19 protein-coding genes are annotated in these 19,101 nt (G+C 67.6%); 10 read left to right on the top strand and 9 right to left on the bottom strand.

What is annotated here, in order from left to right:
• Nucleotide 1 precedes the first annotated feature (1 nt).
• From GQY20_RS25705 to GQY20_RS25735, 7 genes are all read left to right on the top strand, one after another.
• The gene (locus tag GQY20_RS25705; protein ID WP_157220022.1) at nucleotides 2-424 is read left to right on the top strand and encodes a 23S rRNA (pseudouridine(1915)-N(3))-methyltransferase RlmH; all 423 of its coding nucleotides are present in this window, start codon (nucleotides 2-4) and stop codon (nucleotides 422-424) included.
• Entirely contained in the window at nucleotides 425-1,618 is a 1,194-nt protein-coding gene (locus GQY20_RS25710) for a murein hydrolase activator EnvC family protein (RefSeq protein WP_232476253.1), read from the top strand. It begins immediately after the preceding gene.
• Between the two features lie 128 nt (nucleotides 1,619-1,746).
• On the top strand, nucleotides 1,747-3,081 hold the full coding sequence (locus tag GQY20_RS25715) for a S41 family peptidase (protein ID WP_157220024.1): 1,335 nt from the start codon (nucleotides 1,747-1,749) through the stop codon (nucleotides 3,079-3,081).
• A 12-nt stretch (nucleotides 3,082-3,093) separates the two neighbouring features.
• Nucleotides 3,094-3,564, top strand: coding sequence for a disulfide bond formation protein B (locus GQY20_RS25720; protein ID WP_157220025.1), 471 nt, complete (start codon nucleotides 3,094-3,096; stop codon nucleotides 3,562-3,564).
• Nucleotides 3,543-4,106 carry a demethoxyubiquinone hydroxylase family protein gene (locus GQY20_RS25725; protein WP_157220026.1) on the top strand — a complete coding sequence of 188 codons (564 nt, stop codon included), beginning with the start codon at nucleotides 3,543-3,545 and terminating at the stop codon, nucleotides 4,104-4,106. The genes GQY20_RS25720 and GQY20_RS25725 overlap by 22 nt, the downstream gene beginning before the upstream one ends.
• 93 nt (nucleotides 4,107-4,199) lie before the next feature.
• Complete coding sequence (locus GQY20_RS25730) at nucleotides 4,200-4,610, top strand: hypothetical protein (RefSeq protein WP_157220027.1); 411 nt, start codon at nucleotides 4,200-4,202, stop codon at nucleotides 4,608-4,610.
• Nucleotides 4,611-4,679: 69 nt separating this feature from the next.
• Nucleotides 4,680-5,087 (top strand): hypothetical protein, encoded by a 408-nt coding sequence (locus GQY20_RS25735; protein ID WP_157220028.1) that lies wholly within the window; start codon nucleotides 4,680-4,682, stop codon nucleotides 5,085-5,087.
• A gap of 6 nt (nucleotides 5,088-5,093) precedes the next feature.
• Here the strand turns inward: GQY20_RS25735 and GQY20_RS25740 are convergent, their stop codons facing one another.
• From GQY20_RS25740 to GQY20_RS25760, 5 genes are read right to left on the bottom strand one after another with little or no spacing between them, the layout of a single operon-like run.
• Nucleotides 5,094-6,851 carry a DUF885 domain-containing protein gene (locus GQY20_RS25740; RefSeq protein ID WP_157220029.1) on the bottom strand — a complete coding sequence of 586 codons (1,758 nt, stop codon included), beginning with the start codon at nucleotides 6,849-6,851 and terminating at the stop codon, nucleotides 5,094-5,096.
• Nucleotides 6,848-10,267, bottom strand: coding sequence for a chromosome segregation SMC family protein (locus tag GQY20_RS25745; protein ID WP_157220030.1), 3,420 nt, complete (start codon nucleotides 10,265-10,267; stop codon nucleotides 6,848-6,850). The genes GQY20_RS25740 and GQY20_RS25745 overlap by 4 nt, the downstream gene beginning before the upstream one ends.
• Nucleotides 10,268-10,292: 25 nt before the next feature.
• Nucleotides 10,293-11,048, bottom strand: coding sequence for a thioredoxin domain-containing protein (locus tag GQY20_RS25750; protein WP_198351207.1), 756 nt, complete (start codon nucleotides 11,046-11,048; stop codon nucleotides 10,293-10,295).
• Between the two features lie 13 nt (nucleotides 11,049-11,061).
• On the bottom strand, nucleotides 11,062-11,775 hold the full coding sequence (locus tag GQY20_RS25755; RefSeq protein WP_157220032.1) for a thioredoxin domain-containing protein: 714 nt from the start codon (nucleotides 11,773-11,775) through the stop codon (nucleotides 11,062-11,064).
• Between the two features lie 10 nt (nucleotides 11,776-11,785).
• Nucleotides 11,786-12,328, bottom strand: coding sequence for a DUF721 domain-containing protein (locus GQY20_RS25760; RefSeq protein WP_232476254.1), 543 nt, complete (start codon nucleotides 12,326-12,328; stop codon nucleotides 11,786-11,788).
• A 26-nt stretch (nucleotides 12,329-12,354) separates the two neighbouring features.
• On the opposite strand from GQY20_RS25760, the gene mutY reads away from it, so the two are divergent.
• Together mutY and nudC are read left to right on the top strand one after the other, a co-directional pair.
• On the top strand, nucleotides 12,355-13,407 hold the full coding sequence (gene mutY, locus GQY20_RS25765) for an A/G-specific adenine glycosylase (protein ID WP_157220034.1): 1,053 nt from the start codon (nucleotides 12,355-12,357) through the stop codon (nucleotides 13,405-13,407).
• A complete protein-coding gene (gene nudC / locus GQY20_RS25770) occupies nucleotides 13,404-14,291 on the top strand; it encodes an NAD(+) diphosphatase (protein ID WP_198351208.1) in 888 nt (295 codons plus the stop codon). The genes mutY and nudC overlap by 4 nt, the downstream gene beginning before the upstream one ends.
• A gap of 11 nt (nucleotides 14,292-14,302) precedes the next feature.
• Here nudC and GQY20_RS25775 read toward each other — a convergent pair whose 3' ends face one another.
• Entirely contained in the window at nucleotides 14,303-15,190 is an 888-nt protein-coding gene (locus GQY20_RS25775) for a prephenate dehydratase (RefSeq protein WP_157220035.1), read from the bottom strand.
• A 161-nt stretch (nucleotides 15,191-15,351) separates the two neighbouring features.
• Between GQY20_RS25775 and GQY20_RS25780 the strand changes: the two genes are divergently transcribed.
• A complete protein-coding gene (locus GQY20_RS25780) occupies nucleotides 15,352-15,975 on the top strand; it encodes a c-type cytochrome (RefSeq protein WP_157220036.1) in 624 nt (207 codons plus the stop codon).
• Between the two features lie 121 nt (nucleotides 15,976-16,096).
• On the opposite strand, the gene GQY20_RS25785 is transcribed toward GQY20_RS25780, so the two are convergent.
• The 3 genes from GQY20_RS25785 to GQY20_RS25795 form a co-directional block, all read right to left on the bottom strand.
• Nucleotides 16,097-16,987, bottom strand: a complete 891-nt coding sequence (locus GQY20_RS25785; protein ID WP_157220037.1) for an LOG family protein — start codon at nucleotides 16,985-16,987, stop codon at nucleotides 16,097-16,099.
• Between the two features lie 73 nt (nucleotides 16,988-17,060).
• Entirely contained in the window at nucleotides 17,061-17,591 is a 531-nt protein-coding gene (locus tag GQY20_RS25790; protein WP_232476255.1) for an extensin family protein, read from the bottom strand.
• Between the two features lie 199 nt (nucleotides 17,592-17,790).
• Entirely contained in the window at nucleotides 17,791-19,071 is a 1,281-nt protein-coding gene (locus tag GQY20_RS25795; RefSeq protein ID WP_157220039.1) for a DUF445 domain-containing protein, read from the bottom strand.
• Nucleotides 19,072-19,101 lie beyond the last annotated feature (30 nt).

A 19,101-nucleotide genomic window follows, 5' to 3' on the forward strand; every position in this document is an offset into this window, starting at 1 on the left:
GTTGCTGCTGCATATCGTGGCCCGCGGGCGCATCGGGCGCGGGCCGGAGGCGGAGCTCGTCGATCGCTATCTGAAGCGGATCGCATGGCCCGTCCGAATTTCGGAGCTTCCCGACAAGGGTGGGCGCATGCCGCCGCGCGAAGCCGCCACCATCGTCATCGCGCTGGATGAGAAGGGCCGCCAGTTCGGCTCGATGGACTTCGCGCACCAACTCGGCCGCTGGCGCGATGATGGCCGGCGAGAGGCGCGGTTCCTGATCGGCGCCGCGGACGGGCTCGAGCCGGCTGATCGTGACGGTGCGGATCTGCTGATCGCCTATGGCGCCGCTACCTGGCCCCATCTGATGGTGCGCGCCATGCTTGCCGAGCAGCTCTGGCGCGCGACCAGCATCCTTGCCAATCATCCCTATCATCGCGAAGGGTGAATGGCGATGTATCGCGCTCTGCCTGCCGTCGCCCTGGCGATCGCCCTCCTGGCGGCCGGCGCCGCGATCGCGCAGAGCCTTTCCGACGAGAAGCAGGCGTTGATCGCCGCCAAGCGCGACGCGACGGCGGCCAATGCGCGCTCGGCGCAATATGAAGCCGAATCGGCACGCGCTACCGAGGCGGCCGGCAAAGCCCGCGCGCAGGCAGCCGCCGTCGCCGCGCGCATTCAGGCGGCCGAGGCGGATATTGCCGCAGCTGAAGCGCGCATCCGGATCATCGAGGCGCTCCGCGTGCGGCAACGGGCGAATCTCGCGGCGCACCAGGGGCCGATCGTACGCCTGATCGCGGCACTGCAGACGATGGCCCGCCGTCCCCCGGCGCTGGCACTCGTCCAGCCCGGATCGATGAGCGACATTGCCCATGTCCGAGCGCTGTTGCGCACCACCTTGCCGGTGGTCACCGAGCGGACCCAGGAGCTGCGTGCCGAGGTCGAGCGCGGGCGGCAGCTGCGCGTCCAGGCCGATGAAGCGATGGCGCTGCTCAAGCAGGGGCAGGAGCGGCTGCAGACCGAACGCGCCGGCCTCGTCCGACTGGAGGCGGAGCAGCGCCAGCGCTCGCAGAATTTCACCGACAGCGCGATGATGGAATCGGATCGGGCGATCGCCCTCGGCGAAAAGGCGCGCGACATCGTCGATCTGATGCGCGTGCTCAACGATCAGGCTTCGGTGCGTGATCGGCTCATCAGCCTGCCGGGGCCGATGCTGCGTCCTGCCGTGCCGGGCCAGGCGCCGCCGCCGCCCGACCGCGTCCCCACACCGGCCCTGCCGCCCAACTACCGCCTGCCGGTGCTCGGGCAGATCGTGACCGGTCTCGGCGAAGTGTCGGACGCCGGCGTGCGGGCGAGGGGCCTCACCATACGCGCTCGCGGCGACGCGCAGGTGATTGCCCCCGCAGGCGGCCGCATCGTCTTTGCCGGGCCGTTCCGCAGCTATGGCGACATCGTCATCATCGATCACGGCCGCGGCTGGACGACCTTGCTCACCAGCCTGACGACGCTCAGCGTCTCGGTCGGCGATCAGGTGACACAGGGCAGCCCGCTCGGCCGGACGGGTGGCGCACGGCCGACCGTCACGATCGAGCTGCGCCACGCCGGCCTGCCCGTCGATATCACCCCCCTGCTCGGCAATGGCTGAGCGGCGGAGGATATATATGCGTCCCTTCCGGTCCGAAACGAGCCTTGGCGGCCGGGTTCAGGGCGCTATCGCATGGTGCGAAAAGCCGCTAGAAAGCGGGAAAAGGCTCTATCTCCGAAAGCATCTTCATGGCCAGTCACCTGTTGCGCTCTCTCGGCCTCCTGAGCGCGGTCGCGCTGATCCCGATCACCACGGCGGCGCTCGCCGTGACCGACACCGATACGCTACGCGAGATCGACCAGTTCGCGGACGTGTTCGAGAAGGTGCGCGCGCAATATGTCGACAAGGTCGATGACAAGACGCTGATCGAAGGCGCCATCTCCGGAATGCTCGGCGCGCTCGATCCCCACAGCAGCTACATGGACTCGCGCGAATATAAGAATCTGCAAACTCAGACGGACGGCTTCTACGGCGGTCTCGGCCTGTCCGTCACGATGGAGGACGGCGCGGTCAAGGTGATCGCGCCGACCGAGGATTCGCCGGGCTACAAGGCCGGCATCAAGGCGGGCGACTATATCACCGATCTCGACGGCCAGCCGCTCTACGGCGCGACACTGGACGAGGCGGTGGACAAGATGCGCGGCAATCCGGGCACAAAGATTCGCCTCACGATCGTGCGGCCCGGCCGCGACAAGCCGTTCGACGTGACGCTCACCCGCGAGATCATCCAGCTGAAGCCGGTGAAGTGGGAGGTGAAGGACCGCGTCGGCATCATCAACATCAACACCTTCACCAACCGCAATACCGCGACCGACGTGCGCGCTGCGATCGTCGGCATAGACAAGGCGCTGGGTGCCAAGCCGCTCGGCTACATCATCGATCTGCGCTCGAACCCGGGCGGCCTGCTCGATCAGGCGATCGACGTGTCGGACGTGTTCCTCGATCATGGCGAGGTGGTGTCACAGCGTGGCCGCGAGAAGGGCGATATCGAGCGCTATTATGCCAAGCCCGGCGACATGGCGAACGGCCTGCCGATCATCGTGCTGGTGGATGCCGGTTCTGCCTCGGCGGCGGAGATCGTCGCGGGTGCGCTGCAGGATCAGAAGCGCGCGCTGGTGATGGGCGAGCGTAGTTTCGGCAAGGGCTCGGTGCAGAGCGTCGTGCCCCTGTCCGACGGCGCCGCTCTGCGGCTGACCACGGCGCGCTATTATACGCCGGCCGGCCGCTCGGTGCAGGAAGGCGGCATCGATCCGGACATCCAGGTGCCCCAGCTTTCCGATCCGGATTACAAGAGCCGCCCGCGTATCCGCGAGGTCGACCTGCGCCGCCACTTCATCAATTCGGCCAAGGTGGACGACAAGGTGCTGGAGGACGATGGCAAGACCGATCCCCGCTTTGCCGCCTCGTCCACTGATCTCGCCAAGCGCGGCATCGACGATTACCAGCTCTATTATGCGGTGCAGACGCTGTCCCGGCTCGGCAAGCCGGCGGGTGGTGGAGCGGTGAAGGCGTCGCGGAAGTAAGTGGCGCCGGGCATGACCGCTATCGCCAAGGCCCGCGCGCTTGCGCTGATCGTCCCGGTCGCCTTGCTCGGCGGCGCCTATGTCTCGCAATATTGGGGGCATCTCTATCCGTGCGAGATGTGCTGGTGGCAGCGCTACGCGCATATGGCGGCGATCGCTCTCGCGCTTCTTGCTTATGCGGCGGCGCGTTCGGCCCTGGCGCGGCCCCTGCTGCTGTTGGCTGCGCTCGCCATTCTCGTGTCCGGCGGAATCGGCGTATTCCACGCCGGCGTCGAATATCATTGGTGGGAAGGGCTCACCACCTGCTCGGCGGGCGCAACCGGCGGATCGGCCAAGGACGTGCTGGCCGACATATTGGCGACACCGATGATCCGCTGCGATCAGGCGCAGTGGACGCTGTTCGGCCTGTCGCTGGCCGGCTATAACGCGATCTTCTCGGTCCTCGGCGGAGTAGCGGTGACATGGCTGGCCCTGAAGCGTTGATTCCAGCCATCCTGCGCCGCCCCGGCGAACGCAGCGCCGATCGCGGCGCGATGCTGCGCGTCGACCAGGCGGGCGAATATGGCGCCACCCGAATCTATGCGGGACAACTCGCCATTCTCGGCGATCGCGGCCCCTCGTCGCGATCCGTGGCGCGCATGGCGGCGCAGGAGGAGGCGCATCGCGAGCGCTTCGATGCCATGCTCGCCGAACGCGGCGTGCGTCCCACCCTGCTTCAGCCGGTATGGCATGTCGCCGGCTTCGCGCTCGGCGCGGCGACCGCGCTCCTCGGCCCCGAAGCGGCGATGGCCTGCACCGCCGCGATCGAGACCGAGATCGACCGCCATTATGGCGAGCAACTCGACGAGCTGGGTCAGGACGATCCGGAGCTGTCGGCTGCGATCACCGAATTCCGTGCCGAGGAGGTGGAGCATCGCGAGACGGCGATATTGGAAGGTGCCGAGCGTGCACCGGCCTATCCACTGCTGTCCGCCGCGATCCGCCTCGGCTGCCGTGCGGCGATAGGCTTGTCGAAACGAATCTGATCTTTACCTTGTGAGGCGGACAAGGCGATACCGACTGACGATGCCGCGCTTGGCCCTGCCATGCGTCGGGCGGACACGAAGAGGAAAGTCATCATGAAGCACGGCCTGCTTTTCGCTTCCGCCCTGGTGCTCGGCGCGGGCTATGCCAGCCTCGCGGGTGCGCCGGCGGCCGCCCAGACCAAGTACAGCACCAAGATCGTCTATGGCGACGAGCCATGCCCGACCAGCCCCGACGGCGACGAGATCGTCGTCTGCCGCCGTCTGCCGCTTACCGAGAAGTTTCGTATCCCGAAGGAATTCCGCAAGACGGAGAACACCCCGGCCAATGAAAGCTGGGGATCGCGCGTGCAGAGCCTGCAAAGCGTAGGCAATACCGGCACGGGCAGCTGCTCCGCGGTGGGCGGCGGCGGGTGGGCCGGCTGTTGGCGCGAGCAGATGAAGCAGGCCAAGGCCGACCGCAAGCAGCAGGGCGAGCCGAGCGGCCTCGGCGCGATCATCCCGTGATCGCATTGTTCAGCGGGCCGCAATAAGCCGCGGCGCAGGGTGACGGCCCCCACGAAAGAGTCGCCACCCATGATCCGTTATCTTCTTCCGGCGGCGCTGATGCTGCTGCCCTTCGCGGCATCGGCCGAGCAGGTTCCGGCGAGTGGCGCGCCGCCGCAGCGCATCGCTTCCCTGGTCGTCTACGGCAATGATCCGTGCCCGAAGGCCAATGGCGACGAGATCGTCGTCTGCAAGCGCGAGCCGGAAAGCGAGCGCTATCGCGTCCCGAAGCGTTTTCGCGAGAAGAAGGTCGCACCCGCCCAGGCCGCGTGGGGATCGAAGATCGACGATCTCGAGCAGGTCAGCCGCGTCGGCAACACCCCGAACAGCTGCTCTGCGGTCGGCAGCGGCGGTCAGTCGGGTTGCGTGCAGCAGCAGCTCCACCAATGGTGGCTCGAGCGACAGGCCCGCAAGCAGGATGAGGCCGCGATCCCCTGAGGCTTCTCAGTCGCGTGCTTTTTCGGCGGCGATCCAGGTGTCGATCTGGCTGTCAAGGAGGTCGAGCGGCACGGCGCCCTGGCCGAGCACAGCGTCGTGGAACCTCCGAAGATCGAATTTGGGGCCGAGCGCCGCTTCGGCACGTGCGCGTGCGCCGCGAATCTCGAGTTCGCCGAGCTTGTAGGCGAGGGCTTGTCCCGGCCAGCTGATATAGCGGCTCACTTCGGCATCGATGTTCGCGTCGGTGAGCGCGGTATTTTCCTTCATGAAGGCCATCGCCTGCTCGCGGCTCCAGCCCATCGCATGCATGCCGGTATCCACCACCAGGCGGCAGGCGCGCCACATCTCGTAGCTCAGCCGTCCCATATCCTTTTCGGGCGTGTCGTAGACGCCCATTTCCGTGCCGAGATGCTCGGCATAGAGCGCCCAACCTTCGACGAAGGCGTTGTAGAAGACGATATGCTTGCGGAATTCCGGCAGGTCCAGCTCCTGCTGCAGAGCGATCTGATTGTGATGGCCTGGCACCGCTTCGTGCAGGGTGAGTGCCGGAAGCTCCCAAAGCGGTCGCTGATCGAGCTTCGACGTGTTGACATAATAGGTGCCGGCGATGCCGGCATCGGGTGAGCCAGGCATGTAATAAGCAGTGGTGGTGCCTTCCGCCGTCTCGGCGGGGATCGCCCGCACCCCATAGGGCAGCCGGGGCAGACGGCCGAAAAAGCCGGGCAGCTTGCCGTCGATCGTCTTGGCGATCAGCGCAGCGTGGCCCATCAGCTCTTCCGGCGACCGCGCGAAATAGCGCGGATCGGTGCGCAGCTTCGTGATGAAGGCGGCACGGCTCGGATAGCCGGCCCGTTTCGCGACCATATCCATCTCGGCCCGGATGCGCGCCACCTCGGCGAGGCCGAGCGCGTGAATCTGCTCCGGCGTCTTGTCCGTCGTGGTCATCACGCGGATCTGATAGGCGTACCAAGCCTTGCCGTGGGGAAGCGTCGTCGCGGCGATCGTCTTGCGGCAATGCGGCGCATAATCCTGGACGTAGAAGGCATCGAAGCGCCGATATTCGGGCACCAGCACGTCGGTAATCAGCGCCTTTGCGCGCGCCTGCAGCGTCGCCCAGTCCGCCGGCGTGATCGCGGTCGGCCGGGGGGCCTTGAACGGCGCGTAGAAGCGCGAATCCTCTGGGTTCGCCGTGATGACGCCGGATATGGTCTTCTCGAACCCGCCCATCGCCGCGCAGGGCTGCACATAGCCTTCGGCCACCGCCTGGCGGCTGATCGCGATCACCTGTGCGTTGAGCGCGGGATAGCGGGAAAGGCGGGTAAGATAGCTCTCATAGTCGGTCTTGCCGTGCAACGGCACGACGTCGGCAAGCCCCGCGACGGTCTGGTGAATGCTCGAATAGCTGTCGAACAGCATCATCCGTTCGCCGAAGCGGTTGCCCTCGATTCGCTCGGTCAGCAGACGCCGGAAGATCGCGGCGTTGATCCGGTCCGGCGGCGAAAGCGCGTCGAGCGGAATCCTTGCCAGACGATCGAGGAAGGCCTGCTGGTCCGCCGCCTGTCGATCCATCGCCGCCAGGCTGATGTCCGGCAGCCGATCGTCATAGAGATGCACCCCCGAGGCGCTGGCGGTGATGGGATCGGTCTTGAGATACCAGGCCCAGTGATCGGCCAGCAATGTGTGAAAATCGTCCGCCGGAGCGGCCGTAGCCGGGACGGACGCGAGGAGCAGCAGGGCTGCAAGGATCGTATGTGCCAGCCTCATTCCGCGGCCAGCAGCCGTTCCGCGCCGCCGAGATCGACCGACACCAGCCGGCTCACGCCGCGCTCGATCATCGTCACGCCGAACAGCCTATGCATGCGGCTCATCGTGACGGCATTGTGCGTGACGATCAGGTAGCGCGTATCGGTTTCCTGAGTCATCCGCTCCAGCAGGTCGCAGAAGCGCTCGATATTCGCATCGTCGAGCGGGGCGTCCACCTCGTCCAGCACGCAGATCGGCGCGGGATTGGTGAGGAAGAGCGCGAAGATCAATGCGCAGGCGGTCAACGCCTGTTCGCCGCCCGAAAGCAGGGTGAGTGCGGCGAGCTTCTTGCCCGGCGGTTGGGCCATGATTTCCAGCCCAGCCTCGAGCGGGTCGTCTGAATCGATCAGCGCGAGATGGGCCTGGCCGCCTTCGAACAAGGTTGTGAACAGGCGGCGGAAATGGCCGTCCACCGCCTCGAACGCGGCGAGCAGCCGGGCTCGGCCTTCGCGATTGAGGCTGCCGATCGATCCGCGCAGCCGGTTCACCGCCTGGGACAGTTCGTCGCGCTCGGCGATCGAGCTCGCGCGGTTCGCCTCGATCTCGGCCAGCTCACTCTCGGCAACGAGGTTGACCGGGCCGAGCCGTTCGCGATCGACTGACAGCCTATCGTGCCGCGCCGATTCTGCGGCGGCGTCGCGTACCTCGGCGCTGGCGAAGCCGATCTTCTCGGGCAGCACCGGGGCCGGACATTCGAAACGTTCGCCGGAAATCCGACCCATCTCCACCCGTCGCGCTTCCTGGCTTTCCTGCCGGGCGTGCGCGCCCGCACGGTGCTCCCGCGCGACGCTGAGCAGCTCGCCGGCTTCCGCGGCGGCGCGCTCGGTGCGGCGCGCTGTCTCCTCCGCCTCGCGTTCCTCGGCTTGCGCGGAGCGTGCAGCTTCTTCCGCATCGGCGAGGCGCGTCGCCACCTCGGCCAGACGGGAGTCGAGCTTGGCGGGACCGTCGGCGATCGCCTCCGCCTCCTGCTGTACGGCTTCGGCGCGTGCCGTCATCTCCTCGATTCGCTTTGCAGCGGCGCCGGCGCGCGACCGCCAGGACGCCGCTTCCGATCGCGCCGCCGCCATGCGCTGCCGGTCGGCCGAGATCGCGGCCTCCAGCGCGCCGGATTCGGCACGGACCTGGGCCACCGCAGCACGGGCGAGCGCGGCGCCTTGCTGCAGCATCTCCACGCTGCGCGCGGTCTGGCTGAGATCGGGCAGCGCGGCGACGGCGGCGGCGGCCTGGGTCTCTTCCGTTTCCGCTTCCCCACGCTCCGCCTCAGCGCGCCCGATGCGGCCTTCCAGCTCGGTGCGGCGGCCTGCAAGCCGCTCGATCGCATTGGTGGCGGCATCCTCGTCGCGGGTGGCGGTTCGCTGGGCGGCCTCGGCATTGGCGAGCGCGCGGCGTGCGGCCTCGATCGCTTCGCGGGCAGCAGCCATGTCGCGCTGGGCCGCATCCATCGCCATCTTGGCTCCGGCCACGGCCTGTTGCGCCTCCGGCAGGGCCTGCTCGATCTCGGCGAGACGGTTCAGCCGGATCAGCCGCTCCGCCGCGGCTGCGCCCTGGCCGGTGGCGACATAGCCGTCCCAGCGGCGCAGCCGTCCGTCACGTGTCACCAGCCTCTGGCCGACGGCAAGCGGTTGTCCCTCATCGGTATCGGCGACGCCGATCTGCGCGAGCCGGCGGCCGAGTTCCTGGGGAGCCTGGACCTGCATCGCGAGCGGAACGAGGCCTTCGGGCAGCGCCGGATCGCCGGGCTGCGCCGCCGCGCCAGCCCAGCCGCGCGGGCCGTCCATGCCGATCGGTGCTTCGAGATCGTCGCCCAGCGCTGCAGCCAGTGCGCGCTCGTAGCCGGGCTGGGCACGAACCTTGGCGATCGCGCCTTTGCCCGAACCGCTATCGACCGCACGGGCGAGGGCACGCGCCTCCGCCTCGAGCGCGGTCAGCGCCGCGCGCGCGGCCGAGCCGTTTGATTCAGCGGCATCGCGTGCGGCCGAGGCCGCGTCGCGCTGTGCCTCGGCTGCGGCTATGGCTGCCGTCGAGGCCTGGATCTGGCCGGCCGCCGTCGTTCGCGCGGCTGCCGCCTCGTCACGTGCCGACAGCAGCGGCGCCTCGTCACCGAGCCCGGCCTTTTCGTTGGCGAGCCGGGCGGACTCGCGTTGCGCGCGGTCCAGCCTCTGCCGCGCGGCCGAGAGCGCCGCCTGTGCGACGCGGGCGTCAGCTTGTTCGGCGGCTTGGGCAGCGAGTGCCTGAGCAAGCGCCACCTCTGCGTCGCGTGCGGCCGTTTCTGCCTCGCCGGTGCGTGCTTCGAGGGCGCCGCGCCTGCCTTCGGCTTCGGCGATCCGCTTGACGAGAAGGCCGTCTTCTTCGGAAAGGCGCGCGAGTGCCTCGGCGGCATCGTTGGCCAGCGATCCTTCGCGCTCGCGGTCGCGCTCCAGCGTCTCGCGCTGCCGGGCGAGATCGGCGATGCGGCGCACGAGCGCGGTACGCTCGCCATCCAGCGACGCGCGCTCATGGCCGAGCGCAGTTGCCGCTTCGCGGCTCGCTTGCGCCGCGCTGCGCTTGTCGGCCAGGGCGGAGACTGCCTCAGCCTGCCAGGCGGCAGCCGCACGTTGCGCTTCCGCAGCCTTGATGACGGCTTCCTCGGCCGCCTGCGCTTCGGCCTTGGCCTTGTCCGCGGCCTCGGCCGCCTCGCGCCAGCGGGCGAAGATCACCCGAGCCTCGGCGATGCGAATGTCGGCGGAAAGCGCGCGATAACGCTCCGCCGCACGCGCCTGGCGGCGCAGCGCGGCGACGCGGCCTTCCATGTCGGCGAGCAATTCGTCCAGCCGGGTGAGATTCGCCTCGGTGGCGCGCAGCTTCTGCTCGGCATCCTTACGCCGGACGTGCAGACCGGCGATGCCCGCAGCTTCCTCAAGCATCTGGCGCCGCTCGGTCGGCTTGGCGGCGATCACCGCGGCGATCTTGCCTTGGCTCACCAGGGCCGGCGAATGCGCGCCGGTCGCCGCGTCCGCGAAGAGCAGTGCGATATCCTTGGCGCGCACGTCGCGCCCGTTCATGCGATAGGCCGAGCCAGCGCCCCGCTCGATGCGGCGGATCACTTCCAGCTCGCGATCCTGGCCGTCTTCGGCGGGTGCGCGCTCGGCAACCAGCGTCACCTCCGCGAAATCGCGACCCGGGCGGGAGTCGGTGCCCGCGAAGATGACGTCTTCCATCCCCGCGCCGCGCATCGAGCGCGCGCTGGATTCGCCCATCACCCAGCGGATCGCTTCGAGAAGATTGGATTTTCCGCAGCCATTGGGGCCGACGATACCCGTCAGCCCCGGCTCGATGTGCAGCTCGGTCGGATCGACGAAGCTCTTGAAGCCGGTGAGCTTGAGCCTCCTGATCCGCATCGATCCGCCCCCTTCCGCTCCGCCGTCAGCCGCCGACGGCGGCGCGCAGCTTCGGTTCGAGCTGGCTCCACTCCGCCGTATCCGGCAGCACGCTGCCATTCAGGACGAAAGTGGGCGTGCCCTGCAGGTTGAACTGGTCGGTCGCCACCTGGCGCATCTTCACCAGCTTGTCCTGCATCGCCTTGTCCGCCAGGCAGGCCGAGGCCTTTTCCGGGCTGATGCCGCGCTGCTGGACATATTGGTCGAGCTTGCTCGCTTTGGCGAGTGCATCGAGCTGCGCGGTCGGCGGAAGCGCGTTGATGCGCTTATAGTCGGCGTCCGTCAGGCCCTCGAGATTCTGGTACCAGCTCTGCTGATCGGCGAAGATCTGCTCGGTCAGCTTGAAATAGGGGCCGGCACCGCCGCAGCGGCTGAGGATGGCGGCCGCATAGTCGACCGGATCGCGCACGAAATTACGGAATTCATAGCTGATCTTGCCGGTCTTGACGTACTTCTCCTTGATCACCGGCGCGCCTTCCTTGGAGAAGACGGCGCAGTGCGGGCAGGTCAGCGAGCCATATTCGATCAGCTTCACCGTCGCATTGGGATTGCCCATCAGAAAGCCGCCGTCCGGCGTCTCGGTAACCGTCTCGGTCCAGTCCTGGCCGGCCGGCGGCGCCACGGCGGCGACGGGGCCGGAAGGCGTCGAGGACGCGGCCGAGCCGGACGCATCCTTCTTGTCGCAGCCGGCGAGGCTCCCCAGCGCGATCGCTGCAAGGGCCAGGGGGAAAGTGTGACGCATCATCGATCTGCCTTCACTTGAGGTTCAGCGCCTTTCTCAGCGCCGGTTCGAGCGCACCCCAGCCCGCCACATCGCGAACCAGGGCGCCGTTGATGAGGAAGCCGGGTGTCCCCTGCACGTCCAGCGCTTCCGCCTGCGTCTTCATACCCGCCAATTGCTGCTGTGCGCCCTTGTCGACCAAGCAGGCCTGCTGCCGTCTGGCATCGACGCCCTGCTTCAGCATGATCGCATCCAGCCCGGCACTCTTGGCCAGTTCCGGCAGCATCTGCTCGGGCGGCAGCGACTCCAGTCGGACGTAGAAGCTGCTCTCCGCGCTCGCCGCCTTTTCCAGCCAGTCGGCCTGATGGGCGAACAAAGTGTCGAGCGCCGGGAAGAAGATAGGGGGGCCGCCACACCGTGCGAGCAGGAAGGCCACCAGGTCCATCCGATCGCGCGTCAGAGGCCGCACCTCGTAGCTGACCAGCCCCTTGGCAATATAGTTCGCGCGCAGCGCCGGGGCGCCTTCGGCCGAGAAGGCGGCGCAATGCGGGCAGGTGAGCGAAGCGAATTCGACGAGGCGCACGGGCGCCTTGGGATTGCCCATCACGAAGCCGCCTGCGGGGGAGATGGAGAAGCTCGACGTCCAGTTCGCCGAGGCGTGGGCCGCGTGGGCCGGCCGGACGGCCCGGGGCGCCGAAGCGGGAATCAGGAGCAGGGCGGCGGCGAAAGCGGCGCGAAGGGCGGTCATGAGGGGGCCCTTATCCAATCTTTCGAAGGGGAATTCCACCCACAAGCGGCGGGCCTTCGGAGGCAGCCACGCCGCGGGCGAGCGATTCGAGCACGGCACGCAGCTCAGGATCGCCGATCGACCGCAAGCTGTCACCCAGCTCGACGGGAATCGGCGCTGGTGCGGGGCGTTCGGGCCGTTTCGGCGACGGCTTGGCCGCGCCCTGCCGGATCGCGAGGCGGGCGACCGCGGCGTAGCCGAAAAAGCGGTTCACCCGCTCGATGATCGCCGGCGCCACATGTTGCAGCATCGGCGCATGCGCGCTCTCCACCACCAGGGTCAGCACGCCCTCGGCGCGGCGGCCTTGCGGGAAGCGGATCGATTCGGGCGTGGAGACGCCGGCATAGCGCTCGCCGACGATCTCGGCCCAGCGCGTCACCACGGCGGACTGCACGAAGCCGAAGCGGCGGAAGGCGGCGCGGCCGATGTCAGGCAGCATGTCTGCCACCGCGCGGGGCCGATTGCTGCGCGCGGCCGATTCCTTCTTGTCTCTGCCCGTGGTCCGTTCCGTCATGCGTGCGCTCATGCCATAGCGTAGCCATGTCCGTCGATGACTCAACGGCGCTTCTCGCCTGGTATGATCGCCACGCCCGCACCCTGCCCTGGCGCGCAGCGCCCGGTGCATCGCCGCCCGAACCTTATCGGGTGTGGCTCTCCGAGGTGATGCTGCAGCAGACGACGGTGGCCGCGGTTAAGCCCTATTTCGCCCTGTTCACAAGCCGTTGGCCGACGGTGGAGACGCTGGCCGAGGCCGATGAGGGCGAGGTGATGGCAGCCTGGGCGGGGCTCGGCTACTATGCGCGGGCACGCAATCTGATCGCCTGCGCCCGCGCCGTCGCGCGCGATCATGGCGGGCGCTTTCCCGACAGCGAGGAGGGGTTGCTCGGCCTGCCTGGCGTCGGCCGCTACACCGCGGCGGCCGTGGCCGCGATCGCTTTCGGCCGGCGCGCGGTGGTGGTCGATGCCAATGTAGAGCGGGTGGTGGCGCGCCGCTTCGCGGTCGCTGAATCGCTGCCCGGCTGCCGGCCGCAGCTGCGTGAACTGACCGACTCGATCACGCCGAATCAGAGAGCCGGCGATTTCGCCCAGGCGATGATGGATCTCGGCGCCACTATCTGCACGCCGCGCGGGCCTGCTTGTGGCGTCTGCCCGCTGCTCGATCGCTGCGCAGCGGCGAAGGCCGGCATGGCGGAGGCCTATCCGGTGAAGGCTGCGAAGAAAGCCAGGCCGACGCGGATCGGCACCGCTTTCTGGGTGGAGCGCGACGGCCATGTACTGCTTTGTCGTCGCCCGGATAAGGGAATGCTTGGCGGCATGCGCGCATTGCCGAGCGGCCCATGGACCGCGCAGGATCCGGGGCTCGCGGAGGCGCCGATTCGCGCCAATTGGCGGCCGCTTGGTCGGGTCGGCCATATCTTCACCCATTTCGCGCTCGATCTCGCCGTCGTCGCGGCCGACGCGCCGGATCGGGCGGCGGACGGCGAATGGTGGCCGATCGCGCGGCTCGACGAAGCCGGTCTGCCGACTTTGTTTGCCAAGGCGGCGGCACTCGCGCAGAAGGCGGCCCAAACAGGGGAGTTGATGCGGTTATGATCCTGGCACCCGGCTTTACCGGCTATCCACTCGATCGCGGCGACGAGATGCGCGACGACATGCGCAATCTCGATGCGCTGGCCGGCGATCCGCGCGCCAAGCTGCTGCAACTCAACGGACTGGAGCCGGTGCCCGGGCCAGATGGCGGCTTGAGCTGGGCGCCGCTGGACGAAAGCCCGGACATCGCTTCGCTGGCGCTGCTTGGTTTCGACGCGGGACGCGTGCCGCATTTCGCGCGACTCGGCGATCCGGTGCCCGGTCAGCCTGCCTATGCGGTCTGGGCTTTGCTCGGTGGGCTGAGCGCGCCGGAAGCGGCGATCTATGCGGGCGCGCGCAGCCTCGTCGATTGGCACATGCGTCATCGCTTCTGCGCCAATTGCGGCCATGTGACGCAGCCGATGCGGGCGGGATGGGCGCGGCTGTGCGATGCGAGCGCGGGTGGCTGCGGCGCCGAACATTTCCCGCGCACCGATCCGGTGGTGATCATGCTCGCGGAACATGACGGACGGGTGCTGCTGGGGCGGCAGCCGCGTTTTCCTGCCGGCCGCTATTCGGCGCTGGCGGGCTTCATCGAGGTCGGCGAATCGATCGAGGATGCGGTGATTCGCGAAACCTATGAGGAGGCGGGGCTGCGCGTGCGGCGGGTGCGCTATGTGGCGAGCCAGCCCTGGCCTTTCCCTTCCTCGCTGATGATCGCCTGCATCGCCGAGGCGGAGGACGATGCGATCCGGCTCGACGAGAAGGAACTGGAACACGCCAAATGGGTCGATCGCGCGGGTGTCCTAGCCTCTCTTGCGGGCGATCCGGATGCACCCTTCATTGCGCCACCGCCGATCGCCATCGCCCACACGCTGCTGAGCTGGTGGGCAGCGCAGGACAGCTGAGGGCCGTCGCGCTAGACCCGCGGTCGGGCTTGCGGATAGGTACCGAGCACGCGTACCCACTTGGTATGGAAGCGCAGCTCTTCGAGCGCGCGTGCCAGCGGCGCGTCGCCCGGATGGCCTTCGACGTCGCAGTAGAATTCGGTCGCCGCGAAGCTTGCCCCGCGCTGGTAGCTCTCCAGCTTCGTCATGTTGATGCCGTTGGTGGCGAAGCCGCCCATCGCCTTGTACAGCGCGGCAGGCACGTTGTTCACCTCGAAGATCATCGTGGTCATGAACCGTCCCTCGCCGGTCAGCGGCGGTGCGACACGGGCGAGCACGACGAAGCGCGTCGTATTGTCGTCCGAATCCTCGAGATTCTCGGCCAGGGTATCGAGGCCATAGAGTTTTGCGGCCATCGGCGGTGCGATCGCGGCGATCGCCGGATCGCCGATCTCTGCCACGCGGGCCGCGGCGCCGGCCGTGTCGGGATAGCTTGCAGGCTCGATTCCGCGCGAACGCAGCCAGTTGCGACATTGGCCCAAGGCCTGCGGATGGCTCATCGCCTCGCGAATGGTGCCGCCGGGCAGGCCCATCAGATTGTAGCGGATTCGCATGAAATGCTCGCCGGTGATGGCGAGGCCCGATTCGGGCAGCAGGAAATGCATGTCCGCGACGCGGCCGTGCAGCGAATTTTCGATCGGGATCAGCGCGCAGTCGGCCCGCCCCTCCTTCACCGCATCCAGCGCGTCCTCGAAGCTGAAGCAGGGCAGGGGCAGCGCGTCCGGAAACGCCTCGCACACGGAAATATGCGAATTGCAGCCGGGGGCGCCTTGGAAAGCGACCGCTCGATGCGGCTCGCGGGCCGCGGCGGCGCTCATCTCGGCAACCAGCGCCTGCGCGGGGACGGGATAGTTTTCCATATTCGCGGCGGCGATTACGCGCGCCGTCGCATCTGGGCAAGCCACTGGACGCAGCAACTTCGCATGCGCGACAAGCGCCGCTTGCGGAGCCGCGCGCGCGATTCTATGGGAGGCGCGTTTCCTGCGCGGGGAAAGCGCGGCACGGGAGGTTTCGAGGGGCAATGGACGATCGCAGCAACACGATAGCCGGCTGGGTGCTGGCAGGGGGCATCGTTGCCCTGGGCCTGACGATCGTAACGGGCGAATATTTCCATGCCGAACGTCCCGAGAAGATGGGGTACACCGTCGAGGGCGTCGAGGAAGAGAGCACCGGTGGCGCCGCGGCACCCGAAAAGCCGATCGAATTCTATCTGGCGTCGGCCGATCCGGCCAAGGGGGCAGACGTCTTCAAGAAGTGCGCCGCTTGCCACAACGCCGACAAGGGCGGTGCGAACGGCCTCGGTCCGAATCTTTGGAATGTCGTGGGTGAGGGCATCGGCCAGGGTGCCGGCGGCTTCGCCTTCTCCGACGCGCTGAAGAGCAAGGGCGGCAATTGGGATTTCAAGCTGCTCAACGAGTGGCTGACCAGCCCGAAGACCTTCGCACCCGGCACCAAGATGACCTTCGCAGGCCTTTCCAAGCCGGAAGACCGTGCGAATGTGATCGCCTTCCTCAACCAGCATAACGATGCGCCGAAGCCGCTGCCGACTGCGCCTGCCGAGGCCGCGGCACCTGCGGCTGGTGGCGAGGCGGGCGGCAACGAAGCAACGCCGGCCGACAACGCCGCGGCTACGGCCGGCAAATAAGCGCAGCCTCCGGGCACTGAGCCCGGATGGTTGGCAAGGTCGATCGGCTCGGATGATCGGGCCCACGGATTTTGCACCGCCCCCGCCCACAAGCGGGGGCGTTTGCATGTTCAATGCGGCGTTACGCGATCTCGTCGACGCGCGCAGCGCCTTCCTTCTCGCGGTAGAAGTCGCGGACGGCCGACCACGCTTCGTCAGCCGTCTCGACGAAGCGGATCAGATCGATGTCATTGGGCGAGATGACGCCTTCCTCGGCGAGCGCGTCGAAATTCACCACCCGCGTCCAGAAATCGCGTCCGAACAGCAGGATCGGTAGGCGCGCCATCTTGCCGGTCTGCACCAGGGTCAGCAGTTCGAACGTCTCGTCGAACGTGCCGAAGCCACCGGGAAACACCGCCACGGCGCGCGCGCGAAGCAGGAAGTGCATCTTGCGCAGCGCGAAATAGTGGAACTGGAAGGACAGCGACGGGGTCACATAGGGGTTGGGCAGCTGCTCATAGGGCAATACGATGTTGAGCCCGATCGATTCCGCGCCGACATCGTCCGCACCGCGATTGGCCGCTTCCATGATCGAAGGGCCGCCACCGGAGCAGACGACGAAATGGCGCAGGCCTTTCGCATCCTCGGGCGCCTTGCTGGCGAGCTGAGCGAGCTTGCGCGCTTCGTCATAATAGCGGGATTTGGCCTTGAGCCGTTCCGCGATGCGGCGTTGCGTGTCGGTGGTCGCCGCCGCGATCAGCGCATCCGCCTTGGCCGGCTCGGGAATCCGCGCAGAGCCATAGAAAACGAAGGTCGATCCGATCTTCGCTTCCTCCAGCAGCAGTTCGGGCTTCATCAGCTCTAGCTGGAAGCGCACCGGGCGCAGATCTTCGCGCAGCAGGAAATCGTCGTCCTGGAAGGCGAGGCGGTACGCGGAGCTTTCGGTCTGGGGGCTGCTGGTGGTCTTGCGGGCGACGGCGGCGTCCTGGCTTGCGGGCTGGAAGACGCGGCTTGGAATTCTACCGTTATTCATGAAGCGGGCTTTAGCCTCTTTCTCATTACATTTGGCTGTCCGATGTGGCGATCGACAGCCGATCCTGCAACGGTCATCGGCAATAAGGCGCGCTTGGCGCCATGTCGAAATGGAAATGGTTGCGATGATAGCCGTTGGCGTCGGGCCCGAGCACGACCGCAAAACGCCGGCAGGCGGCACCATGCACCGCGCGCAGGAAGTTGCGGACATTCTGATCCGGCCCGTTCCAACCGTCGAGCACGGTGATGCGGCGTCCGTTGGCGAGGATGAAGCCGGAAATGTCGACCGCGTTCGAGCGGCCGTGCTCGGATAGCTTGCCCCCCTCCAAGCCGTTGACCGGCCGGCAGGAATAGGTGCCGAAGCTTTCGATCTTCACCACCGGGGAATCGAGCCAAGCTTTGGCTGCGGCCTGCACGGCATCGCGTGCCCAGGCCGAGAAGGGCAAGGCGAGCTTGCAGGTCATCGCACCCAGATTGGCAACCGGCATGCCGATATCGATGAGCTGCACCGTGCCGATCGCCGTGCAGCCATCCTTGAAGCTGCGATCCGGCAGCCGGGTGTAGCGTATGCCGGTCTGGCCGAGATTGGCGAGACAGAGGCGCAAGGCGCGCTCCTGTTCGGCGCGCGAGGGTGAAGGCGTGGCAGGGCGACGGTTCCCGCCAGCGCAGCCGGCTAGCGCCAGCAGCAGAGCAAGCACCCCCCAAATCTTCCGCATGGTAAGGGCGAGGCTGGCGTCCGGCGGGGGATGGCGTCAACCGCGATCAGTCGGGACGTGCGCGCACCGAGTCGGGCCGAGCCGGCGATCAGATCAGCTGGTCGATGAGATGGATGGCGAGGCCGACGAGACCGCCGACGAGCGTGCCGTTGATGCGGATATACTGGAGATCGCGGCCGACCGCCGATTCCAGCCGGCCGGTTACGGTCTGCGCGTCCCAGCCTCGTACCGTGTCCGAGACGAGCCGGACGATGCCGTCGCCATAGGTGGCGACCGCGCCGACCGTCGCGCGCCGGGCGAAGCTGTTGATCATCGCTCTCAGTCGCGCGTCGGCGCGCAACGTCGTGCCGAGCTGTTGGATAGTCTCGCCAAAGCGGCCGGCCATCGCCGCGTCGGGGTCGCGCGCGGCGCGCAGCAGGCTGGATCGCATCGATTCCCACATGCCGTCCAGCCAGGCGGTGACCGCCGGATTGGAGATCAGCTCTTCCTTGAACGCCTCCACTTTCGCGCGTGTCGCCGCATCCTCCTGCAGGTCGACTGCCAGCACCGCCAGCCCTTCCTCGGCCTTGGCACGTAGCGGATGCTCGGGATCGGCCGCCATTTCGGTCAGCAGCTTCTGCAACCCGTCGATGATCGCCTGGGCCAGTTTCTCGTCGAGCCCCGTCCAGCGCATCACCGCGCCCGCACGCTCATGCACCATCTCGCGAATCAGATGCTCGTTGGCCTCCAGCGTCCGGCTCGCCCAACCGACGATGCCATTGAGAATCGGTACATGGCGATCCTGATCGATCGCCGCTTCCAGCGCCTGGCCGATCAGCGGCGCGACATCGAGTGCGCGCAGGCGCCCGGCAATCATGCCTTTCACCATGCCGCCCAGCCGCTCGGGATCGAGCGCTTCGAGCACGTCCGCGATCATCCGCGAAGCGCCGGCACGCAGCCGCCCGTCGGTGCCGCCCGCGCCACCAGGCGGAGCCGAGAGGAAGCGACCGGCGGCGTCGGCGAGATCGAGCCGGCGCATGCGCCGCGCAACCACCGAAGCGGTCAGGAAATTGTCGCGCAGGAAGGCGGCAAGATTGTCGCCGATGCGATCTTTGTTGCGGGGGATGATCGCGGTGTGGGGGATCGGCACGCCGAGAGGATGGCGGAACAATGCCGTGACGGCGAACCAGTCGGCCATGCCGCCCACCATAGCCGCTTCGGCAAAAGCACGGACATAGCCCCAGGCGGGATTGCGATGCTCCATCGCCCGCGCCAGCAGGAACAGCGCGGCCATGGCGATGAGCAGTCCCGTCGCCGCCATCTTCATGCTTCGCACGCCGCCCTGCGCCGGATTGAAGCGATCGAGACCGGTGCGCGCGAACAGGCTCATGCGGAGAAGAATGGCCTCGGCGCGATAAGG

Origin of the sequence: Flavisphingomonas formosensis, from assembly GCF_009755815.1 — a bacterium.
GTDB classification, from domain to species: domain Bacteria; phylum Pseudomonadota; class Alphaproteobacteria; order Sphingomonadales; family Sphingomonadaceae; genus Flavisphingomonas; species Flavisphingomonas formosensis.